The following is a 21,565-nucleotide window of genomic DNA, read 5'->3' on the forward strand; positions in this document are numbered from 1 at the left end:
GGAATGATACCAAGCCGACTCAACGCTTTCCACGCATTTACAGCATCGAAAGCATAATTTGCGGTGAATTCCCAACAATCTTGCGCAGGAAACCAACCGGAACCGGGTCCGGAGCGGCGGGCAGCCGGTCATCCGCCCTCGATGATAAAATGCTGCAACGCAGCTTAACCCCCTTCCGGTTTGATGATACCGTCGTCCGGACCGGCAACCAGCCGGCGAATAATGCGGGGGTCTGGGGCGAATGGGCATTCACGTCGCGTTGAACCACAAGACAGTCTACCGCTACGACCGGCCGGTTTTGCTGGGCCCGCAGGTCGTGCGCCTGCGCCCCGCGCCGCACTGCCGCACGCCCATCCTCTCCTATTCGCTGAAGGTCACGCCCAAGAAACAATTCCTCAACTGGCAGCAGGACCCGCAATCCAACTGGCTGGCCCGTTTCGTCTTTCCGGAAAAGACGACCGAATTCACGCTGGAAGTCGATCTGGTGGCCGACCTGGCGGCCATCAATCCGTTCGACTTCTTTCTGGAGCCGGCGGCGGAACGGGTGCCCTTCGACTATGATCCGCTGCTGGCCAAGGACCTGAAACCCTTTCTGGAGACAGAGCCGGTGGGCCCGCACCTGCGGGAACTGCTGGACGCGGTCGACCGGTCGGAACAGGCCACCGTGGGTTTCCTGGTGGGGCTGAACGCCCGGCTGCAGGAGATGATCGGCTATGTCATCCGGCTGGAACCCGGCGTGCAGACGCCGGAGGAGACGCTGGAGAAGCGCACCGGCTCCTGCCGCGACAGCGCCTGGCTGCTGGTGCAGATCCTGCGCAATCTGGGCCTGGCGGCTCGCTTCGCCTCCGGCTACCTGATCCAGCTTGTCGCCGACCAGAAGCCCCTGGAAGGGCCGGAGGGGCCGGAGGCGGACTTCACCGACCTGCACGCCTGGTGCGAGGTGTACCTGCCGGGTGCCGGCTGGATCGGACTGGACCCGACATCGGGCCTGTTCGCGGGCGAAGGCCACATCCCCGTCGCCTGCACGCCCGATCCGTTCAGTGCCGCCCCCGTATCGGGGGCGCTGGACGAATGCGAGGTGTCGTTCGAGCATCATATGGCCGTGACCCGCATCCGCGAGCAGCCACGCACCACCAAGCCCTATTGGCCCGAACAATGGGCCGCCATCGATGCGCTGGGCCGGCAGGTGGACCGGGAGATCGTGGACGGGGATATCCGCCTGACCATGGGGGGCGAACCGACCTTCATCTCCATCGATGACATGGACGGCGCGGAATGGAATACGGCGGCATTGGGGCCCACCAAGCGCCTGCTGTCGGGCGACCTGATCCGCCGGCTGAAGCGGCGCTTTGCGCCCGGCGGCCTGCTGCATTTCGGCCAGGGCAAATGGTATCCCGGTGAAAGCCTGCCGCGCTGGGCGCTCCAGCTTTACTGGCGCAAGGATGGCGACGCGCTGTGGACGCATGAGGAATACCAGGCCGACGAGCGCCGCGACTATGGATTCACCGCCGGGCACGCCGAGAATTTCATCCGCACCCTGGCGGAAAAGCTGGGTATTTCCGGCGACTATGCCCGCGCGACATATGAGGACCCCTGGCACTATATCCAGAAGGAACGCAAGCTGCCCATCAATGTCGACCCCTTCGATTCGAAGCTCGACAGCGAGGAGGAACGGGCGCGGCTGGCCAGGGTGTTCGAGCGGGGGCTGGACCAGCCCATCGGCTTTGCCCTGCCGCTGAACCGCCGGCACGAGGCGACGGGGCCGGTCTGGCTGTCATCGGCCTGGACGACGCGGGCCGACCGTCTGTTGCTGGCCCCCGGCGACAGTCCGGTGGGTTACCGCCTGCCCCTGGGCTCCCTGCCCTGGGTGGCACCGGCGCAATATCCCTATCACTACGAGCAGGACCCGTTCGATCCGCGCACACCGCTGCCCGCCTATGAGGAACTGTCGCAGCAACTGGCGGAGAACAAGGGACGCACGGAGCCGGTGGAGAACCGCCGACGGATGGCCGACGTGCGGGAGGCCGTGCCCGAAAAGGGACAGTCGGCCTGGTGGATCGTCCGCACGGCCCTGTGCGTGGAGCCGCGGAACGGCCGGCTTTATGTCTTCATGCCCCCCACCTCTTACCTGGAGGATTGGCTGGCACTGGTGGCCGCGATCGAGGCGGCCTGCGTCGAGCTGGACATGCCGGTGGTACTGGAAGGCTACGGCCCGCCCAAGGACCCGCGCCTGGACAGCATCGCGGTCACCCCGGACCCCGGCGTGATCGAGGTGAATATCCACCCGGCCGCAAGCTGGGATGACCTGGTCCGCAACACGACCGAACTGTATGAGGACGCCCGTCAGAGCCGGCTGGCCACGGAGAAATTCGCCCTGGACGGACGGCATGTGGGCACGGGCGGCGGCAACCACGTCGTCGTCGGCGGGCCGACACCGGGGGACAGCCCGTTCCTGCGCCGGCCGGACGTGCTGCGCTCGCTGCTGACCTACTGGCAGAACCATCCGGCGCTGTCGTTCCTGTTCTCCGGCACCTTCATCGGCCCCACCAGCCAGCATCCGCGCGTGGACGAGGCGCGGCACGACAGCCTTTACGAGCTTGAAATCGCCTTCAAGGTCCTGGACGAGGCGGGGGCCGACTGCCCGCCCTGGCTGGTGGACCGCGCGCTGCGGCATCTGCTGGTCGACGTGCAGGGCAACACCCACCGCAGCGAGTTCTGCATCGACAAGCTGTACAGTCCCGACAGTTCCACGGGCCGGCTGGGGCTGCTGGAACTGCGCAGCTTTGAAATGCCGCCGCATGCACAGATGAGCCTGGTGCAGCAATTGCTGCTGCGCTCCCTGATCGCCTGGTTCTGGAAACAGCCCTATCGGGCCCGGCTGGTGCGCTGGGGCACCCGGCTGCATGAGCGCTTCATGCTGCCGCATTTCGTCGCCCAGGACATCCAGGATGTGGTCGGCGACCTGCGGGCGGCCGGCTATGCCTTCAATGAGGAATGGTTCAAGCCGCACATCAATTTCCGGTTCCCCACCCTGGGCCATGTCAGCCAGCGCGGCCTGGTGCTTGAACTGCGCACGGCTCTGGAGCCCTGGCATGTACTGGGCGAGGAGCCGGGCGGCGGCGGCACCGTGCGTTTCGTGGACAGCAGCCTGGAACGGGTGCAGGTGAAACTGTCCGGTGCCAGCGACGACCGGTTCATCGTCACCTGCAATGGCCGCAGGGTGCCACTGCATGCGACGGGTACGGAGGGCGAGTTCGTGGCCGGTGTCCGGTACCGCGCCTGGCAGCCACCTAACTGTTTGCACCCAACGATCCCCGTGCATACGCCGCTGATCTTCGATATCGTGGATAGCTGGACGGGTCGCTCGATCGGCGGCTGCACCTACCACGTGGCACATCCGGGCGGGCGGAACTTCACCACCTTCCCGGTCAATGCCAACGAGGCGGAGGGGCGGCGGCTGGCTCGGTTCTTCCCGTTCGGGCACACGCCGGGGCCGATGGCGGCACCGGTCGAGATCCGCAATCCAGAGTTTCCGTTGACCCTTGACCTACGCCTTGGCTGATCCTCCCCGCGGCAGCGCGGGCTTATCTGCGGAACCCTGGGACGAGATGGTCACGGGCGACGGTCAGGTGCGCGCGCACTGGCAGTCCTTCATCTCGTCCGGGGCCAGCGACAGCGCCTCCATGGAGGAGCGCTGGGATGCCGGCCGCCGCCTGCTGTTCCAGAACGGCGTGACCTACCATGCCTATGCCGACCCGCAGGGGGTGGAGCGACCCTGGCCGCTGGACCCCATCCCCCTGCTTCTGCCGCAGTCGGAATGGCTGATGATCGCCCGGGGGGTGCAGCAGCGTGCGCGCCTGCTCGACCGGGTGCTGGTCGATTTCTACGGACCACAGCGCCTGCTGCGCGACGGGGTTCTGCCGGCGGGCCTGGTGTTGGGCGATCCGGGCTTCCTGCGAGCATGCCACGGCCTGACGCTGCCCACGGGATCGCGTCTGACGCTGCTGGCAACCGACATGGTGCGCGACCGCGACGGCGTCTGGCGCGTCCTGTCCAGCCGCACCCAGGCCCCGACGGGCACGGGATACACACTGGAAAACCGTGTGGTGCTGAGCCAGACGCTGGCGCAATCGTTCCGGGCCTGCAACGTGGAACGGCTGTCGCCCTTCTTCGAACAATTGCGCCAGACGCTGGTGGCCCTGGCCCCGCGCCAGTCCGGTCCCGATGGCTGCCCGCGCCTCGTGCTGCTGACCCCCGGCCCCCTGAACGAGGCCTATTTCGAGCATGCGTTCCTGGCCCGCCACCTGGGTCTGACCCTGGTGGAAGGGGCGGACCTGACCGTGCGCGACCAGGCCGTCTATCTGAAAACGCTGGGCGGGCTGGAACGGATCGACGTCATCCTCCGCCGCGTGGATGATGATTTCTGTGATCCGCTGGAACTGCGCTCCGACAGCATCCTGGGCGTTGCCGGCCTGCTGGAGGCCGTGCGTGCCGGCAATGTCGTGGTGTGCAACGGATTGGGCAGCGGCGTCACGGACAGCGTGGCGCTGACGCCATGGATGGGCGAGCTTTCCCGCCACCTGCTGGGAGAGGAGCCGTTGCTGGCCGATGTCCCCACCTATTGGGGCGGGGATGCACGGCAACGGGCGGAAATGGTGGCCGGCCTGGACCGGCTGGTTTTCCGCCCCGCCTATTCCACGCTGGGCCACCGGCCGACCTTCGGGCCGGAACTGGACCATGCCGGCCGCGCCGAACTGGCGGCCAATATCCGCCGCCGCCCGCAGGATTGGGTGGCGCAGGAACCGGTCACCCCCTCCACCGCCCCCGTCTGGCGGGACGGGCGGAAGCTGGCCCGGCCGCTGGTGCTGCGCGCATTCGCCTGCGCCACGCCGGATGGCGACTGGATGGTCATGCCGGGCGGGCTGGCACGCATCAGCGCGGATGACCGTTTCGCGTCGGTCTCCCTGCAGACGGGGGCGGGCGCCAAGGATGTCTGGATCACCGGTGCGGCGGGCACCAATCCACAACGCCGGCGCGGGGCCAGTCCCCTGATGCCCGATGGCACGGGCGACACCGGCCCCCGCACGGGCGACCTGCCGTCGCGCGCCGCCGACCATCTGTTCTGGGTCGGCCGCTATGCGGAGCGGGCCGACAATGCCGTGCGCATCCTGCGGGCCGCGGCCCGCCGCCTGTCCGACGACGCCCACCCGGGCGCGGAGGAGGAATTGCTGCCGCTGCTGCGGCTGATGGGTTTCACCGGCATGATCCCGGCGGAAATTTCCGGCCTGCCCCAGGCCGATGCCGTGCGCGGCATGCGTCAGGCGCTGGAGATCGTGGCCGACCGCGGCAATCCCGGCGGCCTGCGGGCCACCATGGACCGGCTGCGCCGTGCCGCATCGGGGGTGCGTGACCGGTTGCCGGGCGAGTTCAGCCGTGTATTGACCGTGCTGGACGAAGTGTCGGCCCGGCCCGTGAAGGCCGACCCGGCAGCCATGCATCTGCATCTGGACAAGATATCGCGGCTTCTGGCCTCGTTGATCGGGCTGGAACTGGATGGCATGTCCCGCGGGCCTGCCTGGCGCTTTCTGGTGCTGGGGCGCCGCCTGGAACGCGCCATCGGCATCGTCGGCGCCTTCCATGGCTGCGGGCTTGGGGCCGGAACCAGCGCGCCGGTGGCCGCCCTGTCGGTCCTTCTGGAACTGGCCGCCGCCGCCACCGCCTACCGGGAGCGCCATCCGGTCGGCATCCGGCGCGAACAGGTGCTGTCGCTGCTGCTGGCCGACAAGGAACATCCGCGTTCCCTGGCCTTCCAGATCAAGACGGTGCAGCGGCAATTGGAGAAATTGCCGGTGGTCGAGGGCGAGACGCCGGCCACCAGCCCGTCACGGCAGGCCTTCGACCTGCTGGACGCCGCCGCCGGCCTTGTCGCCGATCCCCAGCCGGCCCGCGACCCGACCGCGCTGGCGGCGTTGGCGGAACGGCTGGGCCGTCTGCTGCCGGAAATCTCCAACCTGTTGAGCCAGGCCTATTTCAGCCATGTCTTTGCCCGCACGACGTGAACAGGTCCCGGTGGCGCTGCCGACGGATGGCGAGCCAAAGCCGGCGCCCAAGCCGGCAACGCGCTACCGCTGCACACATGTGACACGCTATGCCTACAGCGATACGGTGACCAGCGCGCAGATGCTGGCCCATCTGAAGCCGCGCCGCCACCCGCGCCAGACCTGCCATGACACCCGGCTGACCATCGTGCCATGGCCCGCCGTACTGACGGAACGGGAAGACTGGTTCGGCAATCCCGTCACCTATGCCGCCCTGCATACCCCCCATCGCGAACTGGCCGTGACGGCGGAGATGGAGGTGACGGTGGAACCGCCACCGCCCTTCCCGGCCGAGACGACACCGCCCTGGGAGGAGATCGCGGCCCTGGCGGCCGGCCGGGGCGACACGGTGGAGTTCGTGCGGCCGTCGGCGCGCGTCCCCATGGCCGACGCTGCCCTTTGCCTGTTCGCAGCCGGGTTCTTTCCCACCGGCAGGCCGGTGGGCATCGGGGCCCTGGAATTGACGCGCCGCATCCATGCCGATTTCAGCTTCGATCCCACGGCCACCACGGTCAGCACCCCGATCAGCGAGGTTCTGACCCGGCGCCGCGGCGTCTGCCAGGATTTCGCGCATCTGATGATCGGAACCTTGCGGGCGCTGGGCCTGCCGGCCCGCTATGTTTCCGGCTATCTGCGCACGCTGCCCCCGCCGGGCAAGGAGAAGCTGCGGGGGGCCGACGCCTCCCACGCCTGGGTGCAGGTCTGGTGCGGGCCGGATGAGGGCTGGATCGATCTTGACCCCACCAACGGCCGGCAGTGCGACACCGATCATCTGACCCTGGCCTGGGGACGCGATTACGACGATGTCTGCCCGCTGCGCGGCGTGATCCTGGGTGGCGGCAGCCATGGTGTGCTGGTGGCCGTGGATGTGGAGCCCGTGGACAGCCCTTGAGGTTCCAGCCCCCACGGGCCCTGCTCCCCCACCGTCGGCGGCGGCGACCCTGCCCCACACCGCCGATGGGTTCCCACGATCCGCCGACATGCGCTATAGAGCCGCTTGACGGGGAAAATGCAGCGGGGTCGGTTCGGGATGCAGGTCGGCATCGACATGGGTTTGACGGCGGAGGGGCGCACCGCCACGATGGACCTGGAGGAATTGCTGGCCACCCGCCTGCTGGTGCAGGGCAATTCCGGTTCCGGTAAATCGCACCTGCTGCGCCGGCTGCTGGAACAGTCCGCTCCCTGGGTGCAGCAATGCATCATCGATCCAGAGGGGGATTTCGTGACGCTGGCCGAGAAGTTCGGCCATGTCGTCGTCGATGCGGCCCAGCATACCGAATCCAGCCTGCAGAAGGTGGCGGCCCGCGTGCGCCAGCATCGCGTCTCCGTCGTGCTGGCCCTGGACGGCGCCGATATCGAAGGCCAGATGCGCCTGGCCGCCGCCTTCCTGGGCGGTCTGTTCGATGCCGAGCGCGATTATTGGTATCCGATGCTGGTCGTGGTGGATGAAGCACAGCTATTCGCGCCTGCGGCAGCCGGCGAGGTCTCCGACGAGGCGCGCAAGGCCAGCCTGGGGGCCATGACCAACCTGATGTGCCGGGGCCGCAAGCGCGGGCTGGCCGGCATCATCGCCACCCAGCGCCTGGCCAAGCTGGCCAAGAACGTGGCGGCGGAGGCCAGCAATTTCCTGATGGGCCGCACCTTCCTGGATATCGACATGGCGCGCGCGTCGGACCTGCTGGGCATGGAGCGCCGTCAGGCGGAGATGTTCCGCGACCTGCAGCGCGGGCATTTCGTGGCCCTGGGCCCGGCCGTGTCGCGCCGCCCCCTGCCCATCCGCATCGGCGAGGTGGAAACGTCGGGCCGTGGCGGCAGCCCGAAGCTGATGCCCCTGCCCGACCAGCCGCCGGCCGATGCCCGCGACCTGATCCTGACCCCGTCGGCAGACGAACTGGCCGCCCCGCCGCCGCCCGTGCGCAAGGCCCCACCCGCGCCGCCACCCGACATCAACACCGCCCTGCGCCTGGCCGGCCAACGCCAGGCAGAGATGGCGGCCACCGCAGCACTGAATCCCGAACCCTCGCTGTTCGAAGCTGCGGAGAATGACGGCAAGCTGGACGAGGTGCTGAGGCAGGTCCTGGCCGATCCTGATGCCGCGTTCCGCACCGATGCCGTTCTGTATCAGGATTTCCTGGTCCGCTGCCGCATCCACCGGCTGCGGGGGGAAACGCTGGACATGCCGGCCTTCCGCCGACGGCTATCGGTGATCCGGGCCGGGGTGGATGCGGAAGGGGCCGACGACCCGGACTGGACGGAGGCGGAGAAGGCCGCCAAATCCCTGCCGGAGGACATGCAGGGGGTGTTCCTGCTGCTGGCACGGGCAGCACTGGCCCAGGCGCCCTGCCCGTCCGATGCGGAGGTGGCACGCGCCTGCGGCAGCCGCTCCCCCGGACGGGCACGCCGGCTGCTATCCTATATGGAACAGCGTGGGGTGATCGTGCAGCGCGGGCTTATCGGCGGGCTGCGTGCCATCGGCCTGCCGCATCTGGGACGGGAGACAGCGGCGGGGGACCCCAACGCCCCCGACCCGCTCGACACCGATGGCGACGGTGCCGCCGGCGCGGCATGAACGGCCGCACAGGCAGCCTTGCAATGGCTGGCGATTGCCGTCATGGTGCCGGCCTTCAATTCCCCTTTTCGAGCGCGCGGAGCGACGCCCATGCCGACCGGCACCGTCAAATGGTTCAACAGCGCCAAGGGCTATGGCTTCATCACGCCTGAGGATGGCGGACCGGACGTGTTCGTCCATATCTCGGCCGTCCAGTATATCGGCCTGCCCACCCTGAAGGAGGGGCAGTTCCTGGAATATGAGGTCGAGGTCAATCGCAAGACCCGCAAGCCCATGGCCATCAACCTGCGCAACTGATCCGCCGACGGCGCCTTACTTTTGGCGCATGCGGGGTATTCCCTGTCGATGGGACACTTGCATCGGGGCCGTTCCCTGCTATGACGGCGCCCAAACCCGCGCCGGCCACCCGCCGGCGCGCCTAAGATGGGAATCCGGACCATGTCCACACTCCATAAGCAGGCGATGGATGCCGTTCTGAAGGCCGCCGAGATCGATGTTCTCGGCACCCTGGAGGAACAGGGGATCAAGGACCGGTACAGCGAGGAAGGCGACCAGGCCGCCTACGATGTCGCCATCCTGCATGGCTACCGCGTCTTCATGCGCATCTGCGAGGCCAACGGCCTGGCCGCCGATGCCGACCTGTTCGCCGAAATGGCGGCCGAACTGGCTGACGACATTGCCAACGACCGTGGCGACGCGGACTGACCCCACCCGCTTGCAAACAACCCCGGGCCCCGATCACGGTGGGTGTCGCCCATGAGGATTCGTGACAGGGCAAGTCTTGCACCTGAAGCCGCCGATTGGCTGCGCACCAGGCACAGGCTCAGTCCGTCCCCGCGCGGCGCCCGCCGTCCGGGTCAGGGGCGATCAGGTTGCGCCCGTCCCACGGGCTCAGCATCAGTCTGAAATCACGGCAGGTCAGTTCGATGTGCCGGGTCAGGATCGTGGCCGCCTGCCAGTCGATATCCGTCTCCACCGACAGGGCGACATGGTCCAGGTCCGGGCAGCGCATGCGCATCTGGTTGACCAGCCGCACCAGACGCACAAGTGCGGCGGCAAGGTCGTCCGGCAAGGCCGTTATGTCGGGATAAGGCACCATGGATCGTCGGCAAGTCTTTCAAAGGACGGGCGTTTCCGGACGGATGACGCCCGTCCCGATCTTGCCGCGTTGCCGATGGAAATTCATTGGACCATTCGGCCGCAACACCTATAACGGATAGTCGATACGCACCCGCCACCGGCGGGTTATGCCAAGGGGAGAGTGAGCCTTGTCTCAGGCGCTTCAGACGGTCGCCAAGCTGGCCCGCGCGGCAGAGAAGGGCTTGCCCATCGCCCGTGGTTCCGTCCGCATGGACGAGGCGGGCGATGTCAGCGTCACCAGCCCCACCGAAATGTCGGAACATCATTTCTTCCTGGACGGGCTGATGTTCCATGTCAGCCTGACGCCGGAGGGGGATCAGACCCTTTTCAGGATCTGGGCCGATGTGGGTTATCTGCCTTTCAGCATCGAATCCCCGGAAAAGCGCGTCCACCTGTCGCGTATCCTGCGCGCCACTGCGGGCCTGGAAAAGGCCAAGTTCATCACCGACAGCAACCAGAAGATCATCGTGCTGGGGCAGGCCCGCGTGCCGGGCCACCTGACCTTGCCCGATCTGATCTATGAGGCGCTGCAATTCCTGCAGGAAGCACGGCCCTATCTGAAGGTGTTCGGCCAGTATTTGTGATACCGGCGGCCGGATTACCGGTCGTGCGCTTGTCATGCCCCCGATTTGTCCCGCCGGGTCCACCTTCATCCGGGATGAAGGTGTCCGGACAACCGCGTGCGGTCACCAGCGGCGTCTGGCCGCGCCGAAGGGAGGACGCTTGACCAGCGGCTTCGGCGGCGGCGGGGGCGGCGGTGGCGGCGGCGGCGGTGGCAGGTCGGCCGTCACCTTCTCCCCCGCCGCCATCTGGGCCAGCGCCTGCATCAATGTGCGGGCACCGGCCATGCGGGTCTCCTCCGCATCCCAGGGCCGCAGAAACACCAGCTTGTGATCGGGTCGCAGCTTGGCCGTGCCGGCCTGCTTCTGAATGAATTCGACCAGCTTGGCGGGATTCCTGAAATTGCTGTTGCGGAACGTGACGACCGCGCCCTTCGGCCCGGCATCCAGGTTCGACACGCCGGCTTCCCGGCATAGGCGCTTGATCTCCATCAGGCGCAGCAGATTGTCGACCTCTGGCGGCAGCTTGCCGAACCGGTCGATCAGTTCCACGCCGAACGCTTCGATCTCGTCCTTCGATGTCAGGTCCGACAGGCGGCGGTACAGCGTCAGCCGCACGCCCAGGTCGGGCACATAGCTGTCGGGGATCAGGACCGGCATGCCCAGCGCGATCTGGGGCGACCAGGCGTCCTCGGCCAGTTGCGCGTCGCTCAATCCGCCGCGCGCCGCCTCCACCGCCTCTTCCAGCATCTGCTGATACAGCTCGACGCCAACCTCCCGGATCTGACCGGATTGCTCCTCGCCCAACAGGTTGCCGGCGCCGCGGATATCCATGTCGTGGCTGGCGAGCTGGAAACCGGCGCCCAGGCTGTCCAGGGTCTCCAGCACGTGCAGGCGCTGCTGCGCCGTGGCCGACAGCACCGTCTTGGGCTGATAAGTCAGGTAGGCATAGCCGCGGACCTTGGACCGGCCGACGCGGCCACGGATCTGGTAAAGCTGGGCCAGGCCGAACAGGTCGGCCCGGTGGACGATCATGGTATTGGCGCGCGGAATGTCCAGGCCCGATTCGATGATGTTGGTGGCCAGCAGCACATCGTACTTGCCGTCATCGAAGGCCGTCATCACGTCTTCCAGTTCCGTGGGCGCCATCTGGCCATGGGCGGAAACGATCTTCACCTCCGGCACCAGTTCCTCCAGCCGAGCACGGACCCGGCCCAGATCCTCCACCCGCGGGCAGACATAGAAGCTCTGCCCGCCGCGGTGATGTTCGCGCAGGATGGCCTCCCGGATCACGACCGGGTCGAAGGGCAGCACGAAGGTGCGCACGGCCAGGCGGTCGACCGGCGGCGTGGCGATCACCGACAGTTCGCGCACACCGGACAAGGCCAGTTGCAAGGTGCGCGGGATGGGCGTGGCGGACAGGGTCAGCACATGCACGTCCGCCCGCAATTCCTTCAGCCGCTCCTTCTGCTTCACGCCGAAATGCTGTTCCTCGTCCACGATGACCAGACCCAGGCGCTTGAAATCCACGCCCTTGCCCAGCAGCGCATGGGTGCCGATGACAATATCCACCGTGCCATCGGCCACGCCCTGCCGGGTCTGGGAGGATTCCCTGGTCGTGACCATGCGCGACAATTGCCCGATACGCACGGGCAGGCCGGCGAAACGGCTTTCAAAGGTGCGGGAATGCTGCCGGGCCAGCAGCGTTGTGGGCACCACGACGGCCACCTGTCGCCCCGCCATGACAGCCAGGAAGGCGGCGCGCAGCGCCACCTCCGTCTTGCCGAAACCGACATCGCCGCAGATCAGCCGGTCCATGGGCTTGCCGGACCCCATATCCTCGATCACATCATCGATGGCCCGCAACTGGTCATCGGTTTCGGCATAGGGGAAGCGGGCACAGAACTCGTCCCAGGCGCCGTCGGGGATGGGCACGGCATCGGCCCGGCGCAGCGCGCGCTCCGCCGCGATGCGCAGCAGGGCGTCGGCCATGTCCTTCAGCCGGCGCTTGACGCGGGCCTTGCGTGACTGCCAGCCCACGCCGCCCAGCTTGTCCAGCGTGGCGCCCGCGTCCTCGCTGCCATAGCGGGACAGGACCTCGATATTCTCCACCGGCACATACAGCTTGTCGCCGCCATCATAGATGAGGCGCAGGCAATCATGCGGAGCGCCGCCGACCTCCAGCGTTTCCAGCCCGTCATACTTGCCGATGCCGTGATCGATATGGACCACGAAGTCGCCGGGGTTGAGCGAGGCGGCCTCGGCGATGAAATTGGCGTTGCGGCGCTTCTTCTTCGATCCGGCGCGGACCAGACGGTCGCCCAGGATGTCCTGTTCGGTGATGATTGCCAGGCCCGGTGCCGTGAAGCCATGGTCCAGCGGCAGCACGATCAGCGCCGTCGTCCCCCGCGGCAGGGACGTCAGGTCGGCCCAACTGTCCACGGCCTGCAGGCGCGTCAGACCATGTTCCTTCAGGACCGACAGCAGCCGGTCGCGGGACCCCGTGGTATAGCCCGCGATGACCGTGCTGCGGCCATCCTTCTCCAGCGCGTGGATATGGTCGCGCAGCACGTCATAGACATTGACGCCCGGCTGCACGCGCGCATCGGCGAAATCCCGCCCCTTGCGCCCGCCGCCATCCACCATGTCCTTGTTGGACACCTCCCCTTCCACCGCGGCAAAGGGGGAGAGTTGGGCCACGGCGCGCACGGCCAGATGCCGGTCGAACGTATCCCCATCCAGGAACAGCAGCGAGGGCGGCAACGGCTTGTAGACCGGATTGCCGGATTTGCGCTCCGTCTCCGCCATGGTGCGGCGGGCCTGGTAGAAATCCTGGACCTGCTCCAGCCGCTCGTCGCGGGCCTGTTCGACATTGGGGTCAAGCGTCACCGACGCATCGGGCAGATAGTCGAACAGGGTCTCCATGGAGCTATGGAACAGCGGCAGCCAATGTTCCATGCCCGCATGCTTGCGGGCAGCACTGACGGCCTCGTACAGCGGATCATCATCGGTGACGGCCCCGAAATGCTCGCGATAGCCCGTGCGGAACCGCTGGATGGACATTTCATCCAGGAATATCTCCGACATGGGCATCAGCAGGAAGCCGTCGCGCTTCTCCACCGTCAACTGCGTCATGGGGTCGAAGCTGCGCACCCCCTCCAGATCATCGCCGAACAGGTCCAGGCGCAAGGCCTCCTGGCTGCCGGGGGGAAACAGGTCGATGATGCCGCCACGCACGGCAAATTCCCCCGGCTCGCGCACCGTCTGCGCCCGGACATAGCCGTTCTGCGCCAGAAAGCGCTGCAATTCCGCGACATTGACGCGCGTGCCGACCTTGGCGCCGAAGCTGGCATTGCGGAAGGCGAGGCGTGGCGGCACCTTCTGCACCACGGCGTTCACCGTGGTGATGACCAGCAGGGCCGACGCGCCCCTGGCCGCAGGCCGCAGCAGTCTTGTCAGGGCCGCGATGCGTTGCGCCACGATCTCCCCATTGGGGGACACGCGGTCATAAGGCAGGCAATCCCACGCCGGAAAGCCCACCACCTCCACCGACGGATCGAAGAAGGCCACCGCTTCGGCCAGCCGGGCGGCGCGGGCATCGTCGCTGGTGATATGCAGCAGGCCCGCCGCCCCGCCGCGCCGCGCCAGGGCCGCCAGGATGCGTGCATCCTGCCCGTCCGGCGTGCCCGATAGCAGCATGCGGCGGGGATGGCCCAGGTTCAGCGCGATGTCGGGCGTCGGGATCAGGCTCATGGCAATCGGCTTTGCTGCTGGCGCGGGATGGTGCGGCGGGTATAGCAGGGATCGCGGCGGATGGGAACAAAAGGGGGACGGCCGTCGCCGTGCCATTCGGCGTGGATACCGGGGGCGGGATTTCCCGACCCCGGTATTACCGGTAGCGGTGAGCCCGCAGCATCTCCATCAGCGGCCCCTGCCATTCCGGCGGAGTCGGTTCCTGTCCCGTGATCCAGTTGTAGAGATCGGGGTCGGACATCTCCAGCAACACCTCGAACCGGTCCACCAGATCGTCGTCCATCGCGGCGACATGCTTGCGGGCGAAGCTGCCCAGCAGCAGGTCCATCTCCTTCGTACCGCGATGGTCGCTGCGGAAGATCAGGCGCTTGCGGCGGGGGTCCAGGTCGGCGTCGGGCAGATCGATCATCATCTTGGTTCCGGTTTGAAGCTGGGCTTTGATATAGAACCAGACGGGCGGCCTGTCAGCCGTCCGCTGTCCCATCGTCCCCGTGACAGATAGAGCCGCCCCTTGCGCCCCGCCATCCTGTTCCCCCTTTTCGCGCCCGTGACCAGCCTTCCTGGGCTGGGTCCGCGCCTTGGCAAGCTGGCCGAGAAGCTGGCCGGCCCGCATGTCGTGGACCTGCTGTGGCACAAGCCGACGGGCATCGTGGACCGAATCCAGGTGCCCGCCATCGCCGAGGCGCCGGAGGGACGGCACGTCGTGCTGACGGTGCGGGTGGACGGTCACATGCCGCCGCTGGCCCCCAACCGCCCTTATCGCATACGCTGCATCGACCATACGGGATCGATGGATCTGGTCTATTTCCACATCAAGGGCGACTGGCTGGAAAAGAAGCTGCCCCCGGGCAGCCAGATCATCGTTTCCGGCAAGGCCGAATATTATAACAACCATCTCCAGATCGCCCATCCCGACCATGCCGCCCCGGCGGAGGAAGGGGCCCCGCCCTCGTCGACGGAGCCCACATATCCGCTGACGGGCGGCCTGAACCCCAAGCCGTTGCGCACGGCCATCCAGGCCGCCCTGGCTCGCGCGCCCGAACTGCCGGAATGGCAGGATGCTGCCTGGCTGAAGCGGCGCGACTGGCCGGACTGGCATACGGCCCTGACCCGCCTTCACCACCCGGTGGATGAAGGGGACATCAATCCGCTGGGGCCGGTGCGGCAACGCCTGGCCTTCGATGAATTGCTGGCCAACCAGTTGGCCCTGGTGCTGGTCCGCGCACAGCAGAAAAAGCTGACGGGGCGGGAGACCCAGGGCGACGGGCGCCTGCGCGCTGCCGTCTCCGCCGCCCTCCCCTATCGCCTGACGGGCGCACAGGAACGGTCGCTGGCGGAGATCCATGCCGACATGGCGTCCAAGTCCCGCATGCTGCGCCTGTTGCAGGGCGATGTGGGCAGCGGCAAGACCATCGTGGCCCTGATGTGCATGCTGAACGCCGTGGAAACGGGCGCCCAGGCCGCCCTGATGGCACCGACGGAGATCCTGGCACGCCAGCATGCGGAAACACTGGCACCGCTGTGCGAGGCCGCGGGCGTGCGGCTGGCCGTACTGACCGGCCGCGACAAGGGCAAGGCGCGGGCCGCCCTGCTGGAAAGGCTGGCGGCGGGGGAGATCGACATCCTGGTCGGCACCCACGCCCTGTTCCAGGAGGAGGTGACCTTCGCCGACCTGGCCATTGCCGTCATCGACGAGCAGCACAAGTTCGGCGTGCATCAGCGCCTGCAACTGGCGGCCAAGGGGCGTGGGGTCGACACGCTGGTCATGACGGCCACCCCCATCCCCCGCACCCTGACGCTGACCGTCTATGGCGACATGGACGTGTCACGCCTGGACGAGAAGCCGCCGGGACGCCAGCCCGTGAAGACCGTCGTCATGCATGCCGACCGGCTGGAGGAGGTGGCGGGCAGCCTGTCCCGCGCCATTGCGTCCGGCCAGCGCATCTATTGGGTCTGCCCGCTGGTGGATGAAAGCGAGCAGGTGGACCTGGCCGCCGCGACGCACCGGCACGCCGCCCTGGCCGAACGGCTGGGGGACAGGGTGGGCCTGATCCATGGCAAGATGAAGGGAACGGACAAGGATGCCGTCATGGCCGCCTTTGCCGAAGGGCGGCTGGACGTGCTGGTCGCCACGACCGTGATCGAGGTGGGGGTGAACGTGCCCGAGGCCACGATCATGGTGATCGAACATGCCGAACGGTTCGGGCTGGCCCAGCTTCACCAGTTGCGCGGGCGGGTGGGCCGTGGCACGGGCGCCAGCACCTGCCTGCTGCTCTATTACCAGCCCTTGGGAGAGGTGGCACGTCAGCGCCTGCAGGTGATGAAGGATACCGAAGATGGATTCATCATCGCCGAAAAGGACCTGGAATTGCGTGGGGCCGGCGAGATGCTGGGCACCAAGCAATCGGGCATCCCGGAATTCCGGCTGGCCGATCTGGCGGTGCATGGCGAGCTGCTGGCCGTCGCCCGCGACGATGCGCGGCTGATCGTGGAACGCGACCCGGAACTGGAGACGGAGCGCGGAACGGCACTGCGGACGCTGCTCTATCTGTTCGAGCGGGATGCGGCGATTAGGTACCTGCGGTCGGGGTGATCCCCGCCCATGCTTGCCGTCCGGCGGCGGAGGTGGAACATTCCACCCATGACAGACAGAAGGCCCCCCATGCCCCACGCCCCCTCCTGGTATGCCGACACGGCCCATGCAGCACCCGCCCGCCCCCTGCTGGTCGGCGACACGGTGGCCGATGTCTGCATCGTCGGCGGTGGCTATACGGGGCTGGTGACAGCCATTGAGCTGGCGGGCAAGGGGCTGTCCGTCATCGTGCTGGAGGCGGAGACCGTCGGCTGGGGTGCGTCGGGGCGCAATGGCGGGCAGATCGTCACCGGCTTCAACAAGGGGATGGACCAGATCGAGGGCTGGGTGGGCAAGGACGATGCCCGCCATCTCTGGGACCTGTCGGAAGAGGCCAAGGCCATGCTGTCCGATCTGGTCGACCGCCATCGGATCGATTGCGACCTGAAATGGGGCTATCTGCTGGCCGCCCTGAAGCCGCGGCACATGACGGGGCTGGCGGAACACAAGGCGGAACTGGAGGGGCTCGGCTATCACAGGACGCGCATGGTCGAGCGCGACGAGGTCCGGTCCATGGTGGCCACCGATGCCTATCTGGGCGGGCTGTATGACGAGGGCAGCGGACAGTTGCATCCGCTGAACTATGCACTGGGCCTGGCCCTGGCAGCGGAGGGGATGGGCGTGCGCATCCATGAACGCAGCCGTGTGGTCCGCGTCGATACCGGCGACAATCCGCGGGCCTTCACGGCCACAGGCACCGTATCGGCCCGCTTTCTGGTGCTGGCCGGCAATGCCTATCTGGGCGGCCTATGCCGGCCCATCCGCAGCCGCGTGATGCCGGCAGGCACCTACATCATCGGCACCGAACCGATGGACCCCGACCGGGCCCGGGCCCTCATCCCCTCCGGTATCGCCGTGGCGGACATCAATTTCGTGCTGAACTATTACCGCCGCAGCCCGGACCACCGGTTCCTGTTCGGCGGCGGCGTCAGTTATTCCGGTTTCGACCAGCCGGGGCTGAAACAATCGCTGCGCCGGACCATGCTGAAATATTTCCCGCAACTGGCCGATCTCGCCATCGACTATTGCTGGGGCGGGCATGTGGCCATCACCATGAACCGCATGCCGCATCTGGGCCGCGTCAGTCCCACCACCTATTTCGCCCAGGGCTATAGCGGGCACGGCGTGGCGCTGACGGCCATCGCCGGCCGGGTGATCGCGGAGGCGATTGCGGGCCAGGCGGGACGGCTGGACGTGTTCGCCCGTATCCCCCACCGCCCCTTCCCCGGCCCTGCGGGGCTGAAGATGCCGGCCCTGGTGCTGGGCATGATGTGGTACCGGCTGCGCGACTTACTATAAGGCCGACGGCAAAGGCCCCTGGCCCCTGCGGTTCAGGGCTTCACCGCCAGCGCGATCCAGCCGGGCACCGGCTCCCCCCGTTGGGTGCGGGCGCTGAAGGGGGCAAGATGGCGCAATTCCAGCCCGGCATCCGCCACGGCCCGGCGCAGATGCGCCTCCCCATGGGCGAAGCGCCGCCCCTCATGCAGGATGAAGCCCGGTTCGACCGTCCGCTCGCAGGTGAAGGCGAAATGGCCACCATCGGCCAGGGTCACCGCCGCCGCCGCCATGACGGGGTTGAGGTCGCCGACATAGACCAGCACATCGGCCGCCACCACCAGATCATGCGCCGCCGGCCGCGCCAGCATGCTGGCCACCAGATCACCGACCCACAGCGCATCATAGATCTGCCGCGCGCGGGATTTTTCCACCATACGGGGCGACAGGTCGAACCCGGCCAGATGCGCAGCGACCGGGCGCAGGGCCGCCCCGGCCAGCCCCGTGCCGCATCCAGCGTCCAGCAGCCGCAGCCCCGCGCCGGGACCGATCCCATGGTCCAGCAGCAGGTCGCGCAGCGCACCGGGCCCGCCATAGCGAAGCTTTCCGACCAGTTCCTGCTCGAACCGGTCGGCATAACTGTCGAACAGCGCGCGCACGAAGGCCGCGGACAGCGTCGCCGCGGCCGGGCCGTGGGCCAGTTCGGCCAGCGCCGCGGCGGCACCGCCCGTATCGTCCGGATCGGCCTGCAGGGCCGCGCGCAGCACGGCGGCGGCCTTGCCCGGCTCGTCCAGTTGCGTCCAAAGGCGGGCCAGAATGACGCGGCCACGCGGCAGCGCGGGATCGGCCGGGTGGGCACGCCGCAGCGCGCCGTCCAGCATTTCCACGGCGGACAGCCCCTCGTCAGCGGCCAGCATGACCTGTGCCGTATCGATCAATATCTCCAGGTCGTGCCGTGCCAGGAACCGCGCCTCGCGCGCATGGGCCAGCGCCGCGTCCCGGTCACCCGCCGCCAGCATCAGGTGGGCCATGTGGCGATGGCCCATCGCATCGTCAGGCCGCGCGTCCAGCAGCAGCCGGCACGGCTCCATGGCCTCCCCGTGCCGACCCAGCCCGGCCAGGGCCGCCACCAGGCCCCGCAGGCAGGGCAACCGGTCCGGCTCTTCCGCCAGGGCACCCCGGAAGGCCTGCGACGCCTCCTCCAGCTTGCCTTTCTCCAGCAGCAGGTCGCCCAGCAAACCCGCCGCCTCCGCCCCGCCGCCCATGGCAAGCAGGATGGCAACCGCACCATCAGCGTCCTGACGGTCCAGATGGGCGTAGGCTTGGGTGATCACGTCGGTCATGGCGAATCCGGAAAACGCGGGCCGGCCGCTGCCGGGCGGATCGCGCTATATCATGCCGGTGAATGGCCGCCAGGGGGTACCGATGGGACAAACCAGCCCTTCTCGTGGGGATATATGCGGCGAATACAGCAAATCCAATGATTCCCGGTTGACCCAATGCGTCTAATCTGGAATTGCTATGCGGCCGGTGCATGGTGCCGGTCATGGTTTTCTTCAGGGAGCGGTCACCGCATTTCGTAACGGTGGCCTGGGCATGGGTCCCGCGCACAAGCGGGAATTTCGTCGGCGGCATCACCGCCGGGAACGCGACAGGGGGAACGAGGATGAAAGAGATGCAGATGCGCATGCGACGCGCCGCAGTCCCTTCCATCCGTGACTCCGCCCTGTTCATTGCCTTCTCCTTTGTATTCGCGCTGACCTTTCTCGCCGCGCCCGCTCGGGCCGCATGCCTTGACCATATCGTGGCCGCGGAAAAGGAATTCAGCATCCCGAAGGGCATCCTGATGGCCGTGTCCCTGGTGGAAAGCGGTTCCGGTGGTGCTCCCTCCCCCTATGCCATGAATATCCGCGGCCGCACGGTCTCGCCCCGCACGGAAGCGGAGGCTGCAACCTACCTGCGTGACAATCAGGGCAACCTGCGTGGTGCCGTCTATGCCGGCTGCATGCAGCTTTCGCTGACCCATCACAAGCAGGCCTTCCGTCCGGTCGAAAAGATCGTGAACCCGGAAGCCAATGTCCGCTATGCCGCCCGGTATCTGGTGACCCTGCGCCGGGAAACCGGAAGCTGGGCCGGGGCCGTCGCCCGCTATAATGGCGCCAGCGGCACGAAGGCGGCCGCCTATCAGTGCAAGATCAAGCAACAGCTTGTCAGCCTGGGCGCCCAGACCAGTGCCGATCTGGTTGGTGTCCCCGATTGCGCTGGCCAGAAGACGCCGCATGTCGCCCCCCGCACCCGCCGCGCCTTTGAGAAGCTGGACGATATCCCTGTCGGCTGAGCGGCTGTCTTTCTGGTCGCAGCGCCGGTCGTGCCGGGGCCCCGTCAGCATGGCCAGCCCCTGACCTTCCCGATCATCTGCCACCTGATTATCCAGCAGCCGCTGGTTCTGCCGCCGGTTCGTTTGACGCCCGTGATTTGCCGGTTCTGCCCGGACTGGCAACCCGGTGCCATGTCTGCCATGTAAAGCCGGGGCTGGTGTCCGCCGCGGGGATCACGCACGAAAGGTGCCGGTCCCCTTCGCCCGCACCGGAAACCATGTACCGTCTTTCCACCCTGCCCCCTGTCGGCCGCGCCATCCTGACGATGGTGGTGGCGGTGGCGATGTTCAGCACGATGAATGTGCTGGTGAAATGGCTGGGCTCCTCCTACCCCGTGACACAGGTGATCTTCTTCCGGGCATCGATCGCGCTGGTCGTGATCCTGCCGCTGGTCCATCGCGCGGGCGGCCTTGCCTCGCTGCGCACCGCGCGGCCCCTGGGGCACCTGGCCCGTTGCCTGATCGGTGTCACCTCCATGGCCTGCGGCTTCACGGCCATTACCTATCTGCCGCTGGCCAATGCCGCCGCCTTTGCCTTCACGGCCCCGCTCTGGACAACGCTGCTGGGCCTGCTGATCCTGGGGGAGAGGGTGCGATGGCGGCGGGCGGTGGCGCTTGTGGTGGGCTTCGCCGGGGTGCTGATCATGCTGCGCCCCGATGCCAACCTGCTGCGCGAGGCGATGGCGGGTGGCCGGGTGGCCGTCGGCAGCCTGCTGGCTCTGACCTCCGCCGCCCTGGCCGCCTGTGCCATGATCTCCATCCGGCGCCTGTCCGCAACGGAACCCAGCACGACCATCGTCTTCTATTTCATGCTGAGCGGCAGCATCATCATGGGACTGGCGTGCCTGCCCGACTTCGTGATGCCGACGCCCACCGATGCCCTGCTTTTCGTCGCGTTGGGCGTCGTGGGTGGGGTGGGGCAGCTTTTGCTGACCAGCGCCTATCGTGGCGCGCCGGTGGCCGTCATCGCGCCCTTCGACTATACGGCCATGCTGTGGGCCACGGGCTATGGCTATCTGATCTGGTCGGAGGTGCCCCATCCCATGGTAGCGCTTGGGGCCTTGATCGTGATCGGCAGCGGGGTCTACATCATATGGCGTGAATCCAAGCTGGGCATGATCCACAAGGCCCAGGCCGCCAGCACCACGAAGAACCTGTAAC

At 67.4% G+C, this 21,565-nt stretch carries 15 protein-coding genes; 11 read left to right on the plus strand and 4 right to left on the minus strand.

From position 1 onward, the window contains the following. Positions 1-241: 241 nt before the first annotated feature. The 6 genes from ACM9LZ_RS00050 to ACM9LZ_RS00075 all read left to right on the plus strand — a co-directional run bounded on the left by ACM9LZ_RS00050 (position 242) and on the right by ACM9LZ_RS00075 (position 9,372). Positions 242-3,562 carry a transglutaminase family protein gene (locus ACM9LZ_RS00050; RefSeq protein ID WP_416617286.1) on the plus strand — a complete coding sequence of 1,107 codons (3,321 nt, stop codon included), beginning with the start codon at positions 242-244 and terminating at the stop codon, positions 3,560-3,562. Then, positions 3,555-6,059: a circularly permuted type 2 ATP-grasp protein gene (locus tag ACM9LZ_RS00055; protein WP_416617287.1), complete on the plus strand. Its 2,505-nt coding sequence runs from the start codon at positions 3,555-3,557 to the stop codon at positions 6,057-6,059. Before ACM9LZ_RS00050 ends, ACM9LZ_RS00055 begins: the two co-directional genes overlap by 8 nt. Next, the gene (locus tag ACM9LZ_RS00060) at positions 6,037-6,990 is read left to right on the plus strand and encodes a transglutaminase family protein (RefSeq protein WP_416617288.1); all 954 of its coding nucleotides are present in this window, start codon (positions 6,037-6,039) and stop codon (positions 6,988-6,990) included. Before ACM9LZ_RS00055 ends, ACM9LZ_RS00060 begins: the two co-directional genes overlap by 23 nt. A gap of 138 nt (positions 6,991-7,128) precedes the next feature. Next, a complete protein-coding gene (locus tag ACM9LZ_RS00065) occupies positions 7,129-8,667 on the plus strand; it encodes a helicase HerA domain-containing protein (RefSeq protein WP_416617625.1) in 1,539 nt (512 codons plus the stop codon). A 90-nt stretch (positions 8,668-8,757) separates the two neighbouring features. Beyond that, positions 8,758-8,964 (plus strand): cold-shock protein, encoded by a 207-nt coding sequence (locus ACM9LZ_RS00070; RefSeq protein ID WP_416617289.1) that lies wholly within the window; start codon positions 8,758-8,760, stop codon positions 8,962-8,964. 141 nt (positions 8,965-9,105) lie between these two features. Next, the gene (locus tag ACM9LZ_RS00075; protein WP_416617290.1) at positions 9,106-9,372 is read left to right on the plus strand and encodes a hypothetical protein; all 267 of its coding nucleotides are present in this window, start codon (positions 9,106-9,108) and stop codon (positions 9,370-9,372) included. A gap of 118 nt (positions 9,373-9,490) precedes the next feature. Here ACM9LZ_RS00075 and ACM9LZ_RS00080 read toward each other — a convergent pair whose 3' ends face one another. Continuing rightward, entirely contained in the window at positions 9,491-9,766 is a 276-nt protein-coding gene (locus ACM9LZ_RS00080) for a hypothetical protein (RefSeq protein WP_416617291.1), read from the minus strand. A 169-nt stretch (positions 9,767-9,935) separates the two neighbouring features. Here ACM9LZ_RS00080 and ACM9LZ_RS00085 point away from each other — a divergent pair, with 169 nt between their 5' ends. Further along, positions 9,936-10,391, plus strand: coding sequence for a hypothetical protein (locus ACM9LZ_RS00085; protein WP_416617292.1), 456 nt, complete (start codon positions 9,936-9,938; stop codon positions 10,389-10,391). Positions 10,392-10,493: 102 nt separating this feature from the next. Here the strand turns inward: ACM9LZ_RS00085 and mfd are convergent, their stop codons facing one another. After that, positions 10,494-14,120: a transcription-repair coupling factor gene (mfd, locus tag ACM9LZ_RS00090; protein WP_416617293.1), complete on the minus strand. Its 3,627-nt coding sequence runs from the start codon at positions 14,118-14,120 to the stop codon at positions 10,494-10,496. Positions 14,121-14,256: 136 nt separating this feature from the next. Continuing rightward, on the minus strand, positions 14,257-14,532 hold the full coding sequence (locus ACM9LZ_RS00095) for a succinate dehydrogenase assembly factor 2 (RefSeq protein ID WP_416617294.1): 276 nt from the start codon (positions 14,530-14,532) through the stop codon (positions 14,257-14,259). Positions 14,533-14,631: 99 nt separating this feature from the next. Here ACM9LZ_RS00095 and recG point away from each other — a divergent pair, with 99 nt between their 5' ends. Beyond that, positions 14,632-16,713 carry an ATP-dependent DNA helicase RecG gene (gene recG / locus ACM9LZ_RS00100; RefSeq protein ID WP_416617295.1) on the plus strand — a complete coding sequence of 694 codons (2,082 nt, stop codon included), beginning with the start codon at positions 14,632-14,634 and terminating at the stop codon, positions 16,711-16,713. Positions 16,714-16,782: 69 nt separating this feature from the next. Continuing rightward, positions 16,783-18,051: an NAD(P)/FAD-dependent oxidoreductase gene (locus ACM9LZ_RS00105; protein WP_416617296.1), complete on the plus strand. Its 1,269-nt coding sequence runs from the start codon at positions 16,783-16,785 to the stop codon at positions 18,049-18,051. Positions 18,052-18,083: 32 nt separating this feature from the next. Here the strand turns inward: ACM9LZ_RS00105 and ACM9LZ_RS00110 are convergent, their stop codons facing one another. Next, the gene (locus ACM9LZ_RS00110; protein WP_416617297.1) at positions 18,084-19,370 is read right to left on the minus strand and encodes a methyltransferase; all 1,287 of its coding nucleotides are present in this window, start codon (positions 19,368-19,370) and stop codon (positions 18,084-18,086) included. A gap of 332 nt (positions 19,371-19,702) precedes the next feature. Here ACM9LZ_RS00110 and ACM9LZ_RS00115 point away from each other — a divergent pair, with 332 nt between their 5' ends. Both ACM9LZ_RS00115 and ACM9LZ_RS00120 read left to right on the plus strand, forming a co-directional pair. Further along, positions 19,703-20,365: a transglycosylase SLT domain-containing protein gene (locus tag ACM9LZ_RS00115; protein ID WP_416617298.1), complete on the plus strand. Its 663-nt coding sequence runs from the start codon at positions 19,703-19,705 to the stop codon at positions 20,363-20,365. Positions 20,366-20,622: 257 nt separating this feature from the next. Then, positions 20,623-21,564, plus strand: coding sequence for a DMT family transporter (locus ACM9LZ_RS00120; RefSeq protein WP_416617299.1), 942 nt, complete (start codon positions 20,623-20,625; stop codon positions 21,562-21,564). Position 21,565: the final 1 nt, after the last annotated feature.

Source organism: Niveispirillum fermenti (genome assembly GCF_048066175.1).
Lineage (GTDB): Bacteria > Pseudomonadota > Alphaproteobacteria > Azospirillales > Azospirillaceae > Niveispirillum > Niveispirillum fermenti.

Excerpts from the sequence above, each read along its gene's own strand:
- ACM9LZ_RS00050 (WP_416617286.1), top strand. The coding sequence starts at position 242 with ATGGGCATTCACGTCGCGTTGAACCACAAGACAGTCTACCGCTACGAC.
- ACM9LZ_RS00060 (WP_416617288.1), top strand. The coding sequence starts at position 6,037 with ATGTCTTTGCCCGCACGACGTGAACAGGTCCCGGTGGCGCTGCCGACG.
- ACM9LZ_RS00065 (WP_416617625.1), top strand. The coding sequence starts at position 7,129 with ATGCAGGTCGGCATCGACATGGGTTTGACGGCGGAGGGGCGCACCGCC.
- ACM9LZ_RS00070 (WP_416617289.1), top strand. The coding sequence starts at position 8,758 with ATGCCGACCGGCACCGTCAAATGGTTCAACAGCGCCAAGGGCTATGGC.
- ACM9LZ_RS00075 (WP_416617290.1), top strand. The coding sequence starts at position 9,106 with ATGTCCACACTCCATAAGCAGGCGATGGATGCCGTTCTGAAGGCCGCC.
- ACM9LZ_RS00080 (WP_416617291.1), bottom strand. The coding sequence starts at position 9,766 with ATGGTGCCTTATCCCGACATAACGGCCTTGCCGGACGACCTTGCCGCC.
- mfd (WP_416617293.1), bottom strand. The coding sequence starts at position 14,120 with ATGAGCCTGATCCCGACGCCCGACATCGCGCTGAACCTGGGCCATCCC.
- ACM9LZ_RS00095 (WP_416617294.1), bottom strand. The coding sequence starts at position 14,532 with ATGATGATCGATCTGCCCGACGCCGACCTGGACCCCCGCCGCAAGCGC.
- ACM9LZ_RS00105 (WP_416617296.1), top strand. The coding sequence starts at position 16,783 with ATGCCCCACGCCCCCTCCTGGTATGCCGACACGGCCCATGCAGCACCC.
- ACM9LZ_RS00110 (WP_416617297.1), bottom strand. The coding sequence starts at position 19,370 with ATGACCGACGTGATCACCCAAGCCTACGCCCATCTGGACCGTCAGGAC.
- ACM9LZ_RS00115 (WP_416617298.1), top strand. The coding sequence starts at position 19,703 with ATGCAGATGCGCATGCGACGCGCCGCAGTCCCTTCCATCCGTGACTCC.
- ACM9LZ_RS00120 (WP_416617299.1), top strand. The coding sequence starts at position 20,623 with ATGTACCGTCTTTCCACCCTGCCCCCTGTCGGCCGCGCCATCCTGACG.